General features: G+C 41.8%; 10 protein-coding genes. 1 reads left to right on the top strand and 9 read right to left on the bottom strand.

Features of this window, described 5'->3' with window-relative positions; genetic code table 11:
- Positions 1-10 precede the first annotated feature (10 nt).
- Together ccsA and hemA are read right to left on the bottom strand one after the other, a co-directional pair.
- The gene (gene ccsA / locus ACQKFO_RS00345) at positions 11-844 is read right to left on the bottom strand and encodes a cytochrome c biogenesis protein CcsA (RefSeq protein ID WP_427596389.1); all 834 of its coding nucleotides are present in this window, start codon (positions 842-844) and stop codon (positions 11-13) included.
- 15 nt (positions 845-859) lie between these two features.
- Positions 860-2,212 (bottom strand): glutamyl-tRNA reductase, encoded by a 1,353-nt coding sequence (gene hemA, locus ACQKFO_RS00340; protein ID WP_427596388.1) that lies wholly within the window; start codon positions 2,210-2,212, stop codon positions 860-862.
- A 402-nt stretch (positions 2,213-2,614) separates the two neighbouring features.
- Between hemA and ACQKFO_RS00335 the strand changes: the two genes are divergently transcribed.
- Positions 2,615-3,103, top strand: coding sequence for a LiaI-LiaF-like domain-containing protein (locus tag ACQKFO_RS00335; protein ID WP_427596387.1), 489 nt, complete (start codon positions 2,615-2,617; stop codon positions 3,101-3,103).
- A gap of 57 nt (positions 3,104-3,160) precedes the next feature.
- On the opposite strand, the gene ACQKFO_RS00330 is transcribed toward ACQKFO_RS00335, so the two are convergent.
- The 7 genes from ACQKFO_RS00330 to clpX all read right to left on the bottom strand — a co-directional run bounded on the left by ACQKFO_RS00330 (position 3,161) and on the right by clpX (position 12,709).
- Entirely contained in the window at positions 3,161-3,895 is a 735-nt protein-coding gene (locus ACQKFO_RS00330) for an amino acid ABC transporter ATP-binding protein (RefSeq protein ID WP_427596386.1), read from the bottom strand.
- A 22-nt stretch (positions 3,896-3,917) separates the two neighbouring features.
- Positions 3,918-4,565: an amino acid ABC transporter permease gene (locus ACQKFO_RS00325; protein ID WP_148969847.1), complete on the bottom strand. Its 648-nt coding sequence runs from the start codon at positions 4,563-4,565 to the stop codon at positions 3,918-3,920.
- Between the two features lie 89 nt (positions 4,566-4,654).
- The gene (locus ACQKFO_RS00320) at positions 4,655-5,437 is read right to left on the bottom strand and encodes a transporter substrate-binding domain-containing protein (RefSeq protein ID WP_427596385.1); all 783 of its coding nucleotides are present in this window, start codon (positions 5,435-5,437) and stop codon (positions 4,655-4,657) included.
- Between the two features lie 776 nt (positions 5,438-6,213).
- Positions 6,214-6,798 (bottom strand): ribosome biogenesis GTP-binding protein YihA/YsxC, encoded by a 585-nt coding sequence (yihA, locus tag ACQKFO_RS00315; RefSeq protein WP_427596384.1) that lies wholly within the window; start codon positions 6,796-6,798, stop codon positions 6,214-6,216.
- Positions 6,795-9,119: an endopeptidase La gene (gene lon / locus ACQKFO_RS00310; RefSeq protein ID WP_427596383.1), complete on the bottom strand. Its 2,325-nt coding sequence runs from the start codon at positions 9,117-9,119 to the stop codon at positions 6,795-6,797. The genes yihA and lon overlap by 4 nt, the downstream gene beginning before the upstream one ends.
- A gap of 171 nt (positions 9,120-9,290) precedes the next feature.
- Positions 9,291-10,949, bottom strand: coding sequence for an ATP-dependent protease LonB (gene lonB, locus ACQKFO_RS00305; RefSeq protein ID WP_427596382.1), 1,659 nt, complete (start codon positions 10,947-10,949; stop codon positions 9,291-9,293).
- 488 nt (positions 10,950-11,437) lie between these two features.
- Entirely contained in the window at positions 11,438-12,709 is a 1,272-nt protein-coding gene (clpX, locus tag ACQKFO_RS00300; RefSeq protein ID WP_113969530.1) for an ATP-dependent protease ATP-binding subunit ClpX, read from the bottom strand.
- Position 12,710 lies beyond the last annotated feature (1 nt).

Here is a 12,710-nt window from a genome sequence, read left to right as displayed (position 1 = left end):
TCCTGAAAACTTATGAATACCAGAAATGAAATGAAGACAACCTACTGCCCAGGAAAAAGTTAATTAAAATGATCAAAAAGGCTGCAACATTAAGAAAAGCTAAAGATTTACCAAATATGTTCTTTTTAATGCGAAGATATAAATAACTACTATATAAAATTAATAGAATGAATGAACCTACTATTTTTGGATCATACCATAGGAATTCCGGCAGTTTGATGTAAGCCCATTGCAGCCCCAGTATCAAGCTCAATAGAAGCATGGCTACACCAATGGAGTTGGATATATATGAAATCTTTTCAAGTTTGGACAAATCGCTGATCCGCCATAACCTTTGTCCCCATTTTTTCTCCTTCAATAGTTTAAATTGCAGGAGGTAAAGCAAGGAAAACACAAAGGATAGTGAAAATGCCCCATACGAAAGGATTGCCATCGTAATATGAATCAGCAATAACTCAGATACGAGCTGTTCAGCCATCGCCCGAGACTCTACCTGTACCGGTGCAAACGTATGGATCGCCATGATGATGAATCCCAGTACATTTGTGAAGAACACCGTAAAGTCGACTCTTAATAATCGATTGATGACAAGTGACAGGGTGATGAGGACCCAGGCATAAAAATAAAGTCCCTCAAAGATGGTGAGGACCGGAAACCTGCCTGTATTCATCATGTATAGAAATAAAAAGATTGTTTGAAGGATCCAAACAATCGCAAGTAACCAGAAGGCAAACAGATTCGCCTTCCGGTTTTTGTTTAAGAAATCTATAAAGTAAAAGAGAATACTAATAGCATACAGAACAATCATAAGTTCATGCAGCCTAGTCATCGTTTGTTCAAACATAGACAATAACCTCACTTATGCTTGAAAAGAAGGTTGTGGTACAAGCTTAAGGTCGCTCTCAGTCTTTTCATTGGCTGCTTTCACTTGTTTCTGCTCTTGCACTTGTTGTTCAATATTAAAGATATTGATGAATAAATCCAGTTTATCTTCAGCATCAGGAAGTCCGGCTAATTCCTTCGCTTGAAGGATCGGATCCTTCAACAACTGATTGATGATACTCTTCGTATGCTTATTTAACACTTTTCGCTCACGATCAGTTAAGTCAGGCATTTTCCGTTCGATGCTTTCCATCGTTTCAGCTTGGATGGAGAGTGCTTTTTGTCGCAGTGCTGAAATAACCGGAACGACCCCAAGCATATTCAACCACTCTTTAAAAGCTACAATTTCAGCTTCAATCATGATTTCGATTTCCTCAGCCGCTTTCTTACGCTCAGCCAGATTCGCCTGAACGATGCCTTCTAAATCGTCGATATCATAAAGGAAGACACTCTCTAATTCTCCGATGGAAGGATCCAGGTCACGAGGTACCGCAATATCCACCATGAAAAGAGGACGTCCCTTTCTCATGCTTTCCACATGTGACATCATCTCTTTTGTAATGACAAAATCCTTTGCACCGGTGGAACTGATCATAATATCCGCCTCTACCAGGGCACATTGAAGCTCCTTCAGTGTTTTCGCATTACCACTGAAACGGTCTGCCAAGGTTTGAGCCTTTTCAAACGTACGATTGATGACCGTCACTTTAGTGGCTCCACTGCCATGAAGGTTTTGAATGGCGAGTTCGCCCATTTTACCGGCACCAAGAATAAGAACATGCTTACCCTCCAGGCTGCCGAATACTTTTTTAGCCAATTCAACGGCTGCATAGCTGACAGACACAGCATTGGAACCAATATCTGTTTCAGAGTGACCCTTTTTTGCTACCGTCACTGCCTGCTTGAACAGATGATTAAATACTGTACCAGTCGCACCTGACTCCTGTGCATTCAGGAAGCTTGAACGAATCTGTCCAAGTATCTGGGTTTCCCCCAACACCATTGAATTCAATCCGCACGCAACCTTAAAAAGGTGTTCGACTGCTCCTTCTTGTTCATAAATGAAAAGATAAGGCGTGAACTCCTCTTTATCTATATCGAACCATTGAGATAAGAAATCTTTTATATAATAACGACCTGTATGAAGCTGATCCACTACTGCATAGACTTCCGTTCTATTACATGTAGAAACAATCACATTTTCCAGAATGCTCTTCTTTTCCTTTAAAGCCTTCATAGCGAAAGGAAGATCAGTTTCATTGAATGATAAACGCTCACGAATCTCAACAGGGGCCGTTTTGTAATTCAAACCAACGACTATTGTATACATGCTATGCACTACACCCCCAACTAAAATCATTACTCTTATTATAACATGTCCTAAAAAGCTCCCAACCCGTAAATGTGAACAGAAATTGAAACCTAAGTATGATACATTTATAAAGGTAAGAAGGCCTGCTTCTTCCGGTACTTGCAAAACATTCATTTCATCATATACATTAAAGATTAAGAAAGAATGAACATGAAAGCATTTTCAATTCTAAAAAAATCTTTTATATTTCGACATTCCCTACTAATGTAGGGTACCAAAACAAGCCTGAAGAATCAAGTAATGGAAAGGTTTTTCACCTGTTTGCCGAGACAACTCGGCTTACTTTTATTATTATGTATTATTTTCCCTGAAAAAACAGTATTTAAAACATATAGCATAAAAAGATTCGGGAGGAAGAGTATGAAACAACAACAAAGAATTTTCCCAGGAATGATCTTAATCGGCTTTGGAGCATACTTTTACTTACAGCAGGCGAACATTGTCCTGTTTCAGGAGTTCTTCACTTGGCCTACTTTATTGATAATTGTTGGACTGGCTTTTCTCGGACAGGGATATGGAGGAAGAGATCATGAAGCGATATTACCGGGTACGATCCTCGTTGGATTCGGTCTCCACTTTCATGTTGTCAATAAACTCGAAATCTGGCCGGATCACCTGGGGACTTTCATTCTGATCATTGCATTGGGTTTTCTGCTCAGGTACCAGAAAACAAGGGCAGGGCTATTTCAAGGGGTGCTCTTTTTAACCCTGTCTATCATTCTCTTATTCTATGACAAAGTGGCGGGATGGTTTGGCTTCATTGGAGGTAACGTGGAGACTGCATGGGAATTCTGGCCGATTATCATTATTGGAATCGGCGTCTACTTATTATTTATAAAGAAAAAATGATTCTTAATATCCCATAATAAAAGCCCGGAATTTACTCCGGGCTTTTTATACGTACCATTATAGAACTGAATCCAGAAATTCTCTTGTCCGCTGCTCTTTTGGAGCGTTGAATAATTCCTGTGGAGGTCCCACTTCCACGATCCTGCCATCGTGCATATACACGACCCAATCGGCTACCTCGCGGGCAAACCCCATTTCGTGGGTCACGACGACCATCGTCATCCCCTCTAAAGCAAGCTCCTTCATGGTAGCCAAAACCTCTCCGACCAATTCAGGGTCCAGTGCTGATGTGGGTTCATCGAAGAGCATGATTTCTGGCTTCATTGCAAGGGCCCTTGCAATGGCCACACGCTGTTTCTGTCCACCGGAAAGCTTGGATGGATACACATTTTCCTTATCCCCAAGTCCCACCTTTTTTAATAGCTCTTTCGCATCCTTCTTTGCTTCCGCCTTCGGAACCCCTTTGACGTAAACCGGAGCTTCCATCACATTTTCCAGGACCGTTTTGTGAGGGAAAAGGTAGAAATGTTGAAACACCATTCCTACTTTTTGACGGATTTTATTTAAATCATGTGTATCCTGGTTGACTTCATCGCCTTCGATGACAACCTTTCCATTGTCCTTCAGTTCCAGGAAGTTTAAGCAGCGGAGCAATGTACTCTTCCCTGATCCACTGGCTCCAATGAGGCAAACTACATCACTTTCCTTTACGCTGATATCAATATCCTTCAATACATGTAAATCACCAAAGGATTTATTTAATTTTTCAACTTTAATCATTTCCTGACTCATACTCATCCCTCCCCCATCTTTATTAATCACTGACCGACATCCGTTTTTCTATGATATTGACAATCGTTGAGAATACCAGTACCAGAACCAGATAATAGATCGCTACAACGAGCAGGTAGGTCATGTAATCGAAGTTGTTGGAACCAAGCGTCGTTGCCACACTGAACAATTCGAACATCCCGATGAATGATGCTAGGGATGAGTCCTTTAATGCAATGATGAACTGATTGCCCAGTGGCGGCAGGGCCCGTCTGAATGCCTGGGGTAAAATGATCCTTCTCATGGACAATCCGAGAGACATCCCCAGGGACCGCCCCGCTTCCATTTGTCCTTTATCGATGGATTGAATGGCTCCACGGAAAATCTCGGCGATATAGGCACCATTATGGAAAGCAAGGCCCATCACGACAGACCAGAAGCCTGAGATATTTAATGAGGTTAATCCGAAGTAGAAAATAAAGATTTGAACAATCAATGGTGTTCCACGAACAACGAAAATATATAAATCCGCTAAAAGTTCCAATGGCTTGATTCCGGAAATCTTGAGAAAAGCGAAAAACAAACCGATCACAATCGCAATCAGAACAGATACAAAGGTTAATTGGAATGTTAATAACATCCCTTTAAGAAAAACATCATATGTACTTGTTAACGTTTCAAAAAAGTGCATGAACTTCCCTCCAGTCTATTCAATCCGTGTAAATAACGGACAAAAAGCGAATGCGCATAGAAGCACATTCGCTCTGTGTCATGCTGCCTTTACTCTTCTTCGGGATCTGATGTGATATCTGTATTGAAATACTTTTCACTGATTTTCTTCAGCGTTCCGTCTTCTCTTAATGTTTCTAAAGCTTTATTGACTTCATCCAGTAACGCTTCATTTTCTTTGCTTACAGCGATGGCTTGTTCACTGCGGCCGATCAGCTCACGCGCTTCGATATTCAAATCAGCAGCGATCGCTTCTTTCCCTGTAATGAAGTCGGTGATAACGGCATCATGCTTGCCCTTATTTAATGCTTCTAATGCGACTACGTCACTATCATATTGTTGAATATTATCCGTTACTCCCTGGGCAGTCTCTGCATAAGTAGATCCCTTTGAAACGGCAATCTCCATTCCTTCCAGGTCATCAAGCGTTTCTACAGTACTGTCCGGACGAACGAAAATCTGCGGGCCGGAATAATAATAAGGAGTTGAGAAGTCTACTTCCTTCAAGCGTTCATCCGTGATCGTATGGCTGGCAACCGCTGCATCAAAACGACCCGATTTCACTCCTTCTACAATTCCTGCAAACTTAAATTTCTTCTGTTCAGGTTCAAGACCCATTTCTTTCGCAACGGCTTCTGCCACTTCAATATCAAAACCTGACATGGTTCCATCGTTATTTGTTACACTGAATGGCTTGAATTCACCTGAAGCTGCATAAATGAATTTGCCTTCCTCTACTAACTTCGCACCATTTTCCGTTGTGGCTTTGTCGCCGCAGGCTGATAGAAGAAGCACAGAAAGTACTAACAAGACTAGGCTTTTCCAATTCTTCACTGGCTAGAGTCCCCCTTATGTAGCTTGTAATATTTTTAATCTTTCATAATTTTATCAACAAAAGAGAAAATTCTCAAAATTCAAATTTAGCTTATTTTGGTTATAATTACCCATTTTAGTGGATGAACCGGATTCAGCTTGATTAGAGATACATATACGGTAGTATCCTTTCATTTCCTTTCATATGCTTTGGTGATATAGGTCTATCAACCTTATACGGACTTCGGTAGACCCTCTTTTATACTACTTTTAAGCTAGATTGGTGTTGTAATTATTTAGTAATAACAAAACTGTTACTCAAGTAGTTAGTTATAACATAAGATCTGCAAAAGCTCTGTCAATAAGCGAGTGCTGGATGGTGAGGGGAACCGCTCCGCTTTCCGCGGACGTTCGGCCGAGCCTCCTCAGCTTCGCTTCCGGGGTCTCGGCACGCCCGTACTTCCGCAGGAGTCTACGCAGTTCCCCTCACCATCATTAAGAGATTTATCGTGACAGAGCTAAAAGTGTCAAAGTAAAATCTAACTAGGAAAACAATATTTTATTCCTCAAAAGGAAACCATCCTCTAATCACCTATATAGAAGTTGGTTTGATAAGTAAAATTAACCAAGAAACACCATAAAAAGTTGTTTGGTGAGGAAGGATACTAGACTACTCCGGGAAAAGAGAGCATCCTGTAGCGGAAATCAACTTTCTTCTGTATAATTGACAAATATTCACAAAAGTCATAAAAAAAGAACCAATCTCCACTCAAGTGGAGATCAGTTCTTTTTAAGGCTTATTTATAATACGACTTGATTGCGTCCCAGGCTTTGTCTTTTCCAAGGCCGGTTTCGGAAGAGAACATGATGAGATCGTCTTCACTGTCCATATTCAGTGTTTCTCTTGTTACTTTCAGGTGCTTCTGCCATTTACCCTTTGGTATCTTGTCAGCTTTGGTGGCGATGACGATGCATGGAAGCTCATGATGCTTGAGGAAATCGTACATCATCACATCATCATTGGTTGGCGCATGGCGCAGGTCCACGATCAGGACAACCGCCCTTAGCTGCTCACGAGAAGTGATGTAGGTTTCAATCATCTTCCCCCATGCTTCCCGTTCTGTTTTGGATACTTTGGCAAAACCATATCCGGGAACGTCCACATAATAGAGGGTTTCTTCTATTTTATAGAAATTCAGCGTCTGGGTTTTACCCGGCTTGGATGAAATCCTTGCCATGCTCTTACGCCCGATCATTTTATTAATGAATGAGGATTTCCCTACGTTGGAGCGTCCCGCTAAGGCAAACTCAGGAAGGATATCGCCAGGATATTGTTCAGGCCTGACTGCACTGATGACTAGCTCAACTTGATTTACTTTCACTTCTTTTCACCTACTAATGCTTTCTCTAAGACTTCATCGATATGGGATACAAGGATGAACGTTAATTCTTCCCTTACACTTTCAGGAATGTCGTCAATATCCTTTTCATTATCTTTGGGAAGGATAATCGTTTTAATTCCAGCACGATGAGCGCTTAATGTTTTTTCTTTCACTCCTCCGATTGGAAGTACTCTTCCTCTCAGAGTCATTTCACCTGTCATTCCTACTTCACGATTGACGTATTTACCTGTCAGTGCTGATACGAGTGCCGTCGTTATTGTAATTCCTGCTGAAGGACCGTCTTTTGGGACTGCTCCTTCAGGAACGTGGATATGAATATCATGTTTCTCGTGGAAAGACTCGTCGATCCCAAGGTCTTTCGCTTTCGAACGAACATAACTAAATGCCGTCTGAGCGGATTCCTTCATGACATCTCCCAATTTACCTGTCAGCACAAGCTTCCCTTTACCAGGGGCTAAAGATACCTCGATCTGCAAAGTATCCCCGCCAACGGTCGTGTAAGCGAGTCCTGTTGAAACCCCGATTTGGTTTTCTATTTCCGCTTGACCATAACGGAACTTTTTCTTCCCCAGGAACTCTTCAATATTACTGGACGTGATCACGACTCGCTTCTTCTCACCGGATACAATGATCTTCGCCGTTTTTCTACAAAGGGCTGCAAGGTGGCGTTCTAAACTTCTCACCCCGGCTTCTCTTGTGTAATAGCGAACAATATCAACAATCGCTTCATCCCTGACTTGAAGCTTCGATTTGTTTAAGCCATGATCTTTGATTTGCTTCTCTAATAAATGATGCTTCGCGATATTTAATTTTTCAAGCTCTGTGTAACCTGCAATCGTAATGATTTCCATTCTGTCTCGGAGTGGGCCTGGAATGGTCGATAAATCATTCGCCGTTGCGAGGAACATGACTTTGGATAAATCATATGTTTCTTCAATATAGTGATCGCTGAAGTTAGAGTTCTGCTCTGGATCAAGTACTTCAAGCATTGCAGAAGAAGGATCACCTCTGAAGTCACTTGACATTTTGTCGATTTCATCAAGGAGGAAGACAGGGTTGATGGTTCCTGCTTTTTTCATGCCCCGAATGATTCTCCCTGGCATCGCACCCACATACGTACGCCTGTGACCTCTGATCTCCGACTCATCCCTGACGCCTCCAAGGGAAATCCGGACAAAGTTTCGACCCAGTGATTCAGCCACCGAGCGGGCTAAGCTCGTTTTACCGACACCCGGAGGTCCGGCAAGACAAAGGATAGGACCTTTAAGAGATCGTGTTAACTGCTGAACAGCCAGATATTCAAGCACTCTCTCTTTTACCTTTTCAAGCCCATAGTGATCCCGGTTTAAGATCTGTTCAGAACGCTTGATATCCAATTGATCTTCTGTTTCAGTCGACCAGGGCAGGGATACAAGCCATTCAATGTAATTACGGATAACAGAGCTTTCAGCAGAGCTTGATGGCACTTTCTCATAGCGTGCCAACTCTTTCAATACGGTTCTTTCTACGTCCTCCGGCATATCAGCTTGTTCAATCTTGGACGTCAGATCTTCAATTTCACCGGTTTTTCCTTCTTTATCGCCTAATTCTTTTTGAATGGCTTTCATTTGTTCCCGTAAATAATACTCTTTTTGGGTTCTTTCCATGGAACGCTTCACACGCTGCCCGATTTTCTTCTCAAGGCTGAGCACTTCTTTTTCATTGTTAATGGTCTCGATCACCATTTGAAGCCGCTTCTTAATATCCAGTGTTTCAAGGACGTTTTGCTTTTCTTTCATTTTCAACGGAAGATGGGAAGCGACGATATCCGCAAGTCTTCCCGGCTCTTCAATATCTGAAACAGTGGAATACGTTTCGGCTGAAACTTTTTTGGATAGCTTTATGTATTGTTCGAAATAATTCAATAACGTCCTCATCAAAGCGTCTGTTTCTGATTCTTTCACATCGGAATCTTTGAATTCCTTAATTTCCACTTCATAAAAGTCTTTTTGCTCAGTAAATGTTTCAATAGACGCCCGGTTTAAACCTTCAACCAGAACCCTGATCGTTCCATTCGGTAATTTAAGCATCTGCTTTACCTTCGTAAGAGTTCCCATTTCGTAAAAATCTTCTTGTGTTGGCTCATCTATATTCATATCTCTTTGAGTGGTTAAGAAAATTAAATGATCATCCATCATTGCTTTTTCTAAAGCTTGTACGGAGCGCTCACGTCCAACATCTAAATGTAAGACCATTGTCGGATACACAAGTAAGCCTCTTAATGGAAGGAGGGGAACCGTTAAATTATTTTGATTTGCCACATATAACACCTCCGAATTTTGCTCTAAGTCTTTGTACAATTCTAACTTATTTACTAGGTAGTGTCTATTAAATAGGTATTTACAACTTTATTCAAACCTTTTATCGCATATACCATTTTCTCTTACATTCAAAAACAAACCGATTCGGATAGACCCGAATCGGTCAACAGTCTATACACTTTTCTTATTTTGTTCTGTTATAAGATCAGTTTGCAATGGAGTTTCCTTCATAAGGGCAAGATCCAATACTTCTTTAAGCTGTTTCACCGGGATCACTTCAATTCCCTCGATTTCACTTAACATGGCTTGCTGGTTATCATAAGGGATGATCGCTATGGTGGCACCAGCCAATTTCGCTCCCTTAACTTTCGCAGTCACGCCCCCGACTGGTTTCACGAGACCGTGGATGCTGATCTCACCGGTAACAGCTATGGTATGTTTCACAGGGATACGGTAAATGGCAGAGTAGATGCCAAGTGCCATAGCGATTCCGGCAGAAGGTCCGTCTACTGGGACGCCACCAGGAAAGTTCACATGAATATCATATTGATCTGCTGGCACCCCCATGGAACGAAGCACCGTAATCACATTTTCGATGGAGCCTTTCGCCATGCTTTTTCTTCGGACTGATTTACTGCGATCCCCAATGCTTTCTTCTTCCACAATTCCCGTCACATTGATCAATCCTTTATCCGTTGCAGGGATAACCGTTACTTCAATCTCGAGTAATGAACCCGTATTAGGACCTGTTACGGCTAACCCATTTACTAGACCGATTGTTGCTTGTTCATTGATTTTTTTCTGGTAGCGGGGAGAAAGCTGACTGGATTGGATGATCCACTCCAACTCATGATCAAAAATTTCTTTTCTGTTTTCTGTAATGGCCACTCCAGCCGCAATCTGTACCATATTAACCGCTTCACGTCCATTACGGGCATAGGAGGCAAGCGTTTCAAGACCCTTGTCACTAATCGTCATCTCTACTTTTTCAACAGCTCTGGCAGCTACTTTTTTCACTTCTTCATGCTCAAGCTCTCTAAAGAAAACTTCCATGCACCTCGAGCGAATGGCCGGCGGAATTTCACTTGGGGTACGTGTGGTCGCACCGATTAAACGAAAATCTGCCGGAAGGCCGTTTTTGAAAATATCATGTATGTGGGTAGGGATTTGATGATTTTCTTCATTATAGTAAGCACTCTCAAGAAACACTCTGCGATCTTCAAGTACTTTTAATAACTTATTCATCTGGATAGGATGCAATTCTCCTATTTCATCAATGAACAATACCCCTCCATGGGCATTCGTTACCGCCCCTTGCTTCGGCTGGGGAATCCCGGCTTGTCCCATGGCTCCCGCTCCTTGATAGATGGGATCATGGACAGACCCAATCAATGGATCGGCAATTCCCCGTTCATCAAAACGTGCGGTTGTGGCATCCAGTTCAACAAAAACAGCGGCAGGTTTAAAAGGGGATTTTATATTCTTCTTGGCTTCTTCCAGGACCAGCCTGGCAGCTGCGGTTTTCCCGACTCCAGGAGGACCATAGATGATCACATGCTGAGGGTTCGGGCTGCATAATGCTGCTTTCAAAGCTTTAATTCCATCTTCCTGACCAACAATATCTTCAAAGCTTGATGGTCTTACTTTTTCTGCAAGAGGTTCAGTTAAAGAAATGGATCTCATCTTCCGTAGCTCTTCCATCTCTTTTTTTGACTCTCGATCAATGGAAACTTTTTGCGTTCGCTGATTTTTCAATAGGTTCCAGAAATACAATCCAATGATGATTCCGAAGAATAATTGGATAAACAAAGCGATGCTAGTAAAGCTCATTCGTCTCCCTCCAAGTAGATACAAGTTGTTATCGGTTAGTATCTCCTTGACCCTGTGGGAATAAACAAAAAAATTCTGGTTCTAAAATGAGTAAAATTAATAAATATGGAACGACTACTGATGGTAAATAAGAGATAGTATTAAAACAAAGTCCGTTCCTTTCCGCGGGGAAGAAGTCGAGCCTCCTCGGGCTTTGCCCTGCGGGGTCTCGACCTTTCCTCTATTTCCCGCAGGAGTCAAGTGCCTTCCGCTACAATCCACTCTGTGCTTGTATTCCGACTGCCTAATGACAGAGATAAACAAAAAACTCTTATTTGTAGATAGGTTGAGGGGTTATTCCAATATTATCTACAAAGGAGCAGCAAACACCCACATTATGATAGCTTCTATATTAAATTTCAATGCAATGACAGAGGGTCTCCTGTACATCTGTTCACGAATCAAAAAAGCCAAGAATGATAACTCATTCTTGGCTTTACTTTAAGCTGTTATGCTGATGTTTTTTCTTCGTTCGGGTCGATCATGGTTCCATCTTCGAGCATTAGATGTGGAGCCGCATCTTCAAGAATGGTTTCTTTTGTAATGATACATTTTTTAATATCATCACGGGAAGGAAGATCGAACATCACATCCAGCATCATGGTTTCGATGATAGAACGCAGTCCGCGGGCACCCGTTTTACGCTCAATTGCTTTTTTAGAGATTTCAAGCAGAGCATCTTCAGTGAACTCAAGCTCCACATCATCTAATTCAAGCATTTTTTGATATTGTTTTACTAACGCATTTTTTGGCTTTGTCAGGATTTCAACAAGCGCTTCTTCATCAAGAGGCTCAAGGCTTGAAATCACAGGCAAACGACCGATGAATTCTGGAATTAATCCAAACTTCAATAGATCTTCAGGAACCACTTTAGAAAGAAGGGATTTGTCTTCTTTTACTTCAGCGTTTTTAGGATCAGATCCGAAGCCAATCACCTTTTGACCTAAACGGCGTTTAATGATCTGTTCGATTCCATCAAATGCCCCACCACAAATGAATAGTACATTGGACGTATCGATTTGGATGAATTCCTGATGAGGGTGCTTACGACCGCCTTGTGGAGGAACGCTTGCTACCGTACCTTCAAGAATTTTCAGAAGTGCCTGCTGAACACCTTCACCTGAAACGTCTCTAGTGATTGATGGATTTTCAGATTTTCGTGCTACTTTATCGATTTCATCGATGTAGATGATTCCTTTTTCAGCTTTTTCTACATCGTAATCAGCTGCCTGAATTAATTTCAATAGAATATTCTCTACGTCTTCCCCTACGTAACCAGCTTCAGTCAGTGAAGTGGCGTCAGCAATGGCGAAAGGAACGTTAAGAATGCGGGCAAGTGTTTGAGCCAGTAAGGTTTTACCGCTACCTGTCGGCCCAATCATCGCAATATTACTCTTGGACAGTTCAACATCATCGACTTTACTGCTTGAGTTGATACGCTTGTAGTGATTGTATACGGCTACAGCCAGAGATTTCTTTGCCTGGTCCTGACCAATTACGTATTCGTCCAGGATTTCCCGAATTTCACGAGGTTTGGGAACGTCTTTAAATTCCACTTCTTCTTCCGTACCAAGCTCTTCTTCTACGATCTCTGTGCAAAGTTCGATACATTCATCACAAATGTACACACCTGGTCCAGCGACTAGTTTACGAACTTGGTCTTGTGTTTTTCCGCAAAAAGAACATTTTAGTTGTCCTTTTTCATCATTAAATTTAAACAAT

This window comes from Rossellomorea sp. NPDC071047, assembly GCF_050270195.1.
Classification (GTDB): domain Bacteria; phylum Bacillota; class Bacilli; order Bacillales; family Bacillaceae_B; genus Rossellomorea.
Note: the sequence above shows the minus strand (reverse complement) of the source record. Positions and strands in the feature narration are given on the sequence as shown.

What these genes read in the sequence shown, in the direction of transcription:
- ccsA (WP_427596389.1), bottom strand. Translation starts at nt 844, where the DNA reads ATGTTTGAACAAACGATGACTAGGCTGCATGAACTTATGATTGTTCTG.
- ACQKFO_RS00325 (WP_148969847.1), bottom strand. Translation starts at nt 4,565, where the DNA reads ATGCACTTTTTTGAAACGTTAACAAGTACATATGATGTTTTTCTTAAA.
- ACQKFO_RS00330 (WP_427596386.1), bottom strand. Translation starts at nt 3,895, where the DNA reads ATGAGTCAGGAAATGATTAAAGTTGAAAAATTAAATAAATCCTTTGGT.
- ACQKFO_RS00335 (WP_427596387.1), top strand. Translation starts at nt 2,615, where the DNA reads ATGAAACAACAACAAAGAATTTTCCCAGGAATGATCTTAATCGGCTTT.
- lonB (WP_427596382.1), bottom strand. Translation starts at nt 10,949, where the DNA reads ATGAGCTTTACTAGCATCGCTTTGTTTATCCAATTATTCTTCGGAATC.
- hemA (WP_427596388.1), bottom strand. Translation starts at nt 2,212, where the DNA reads ATGTATACAATAGTCGTTGGTTTGAATTACAAAACGGCCCCTGTTGAG.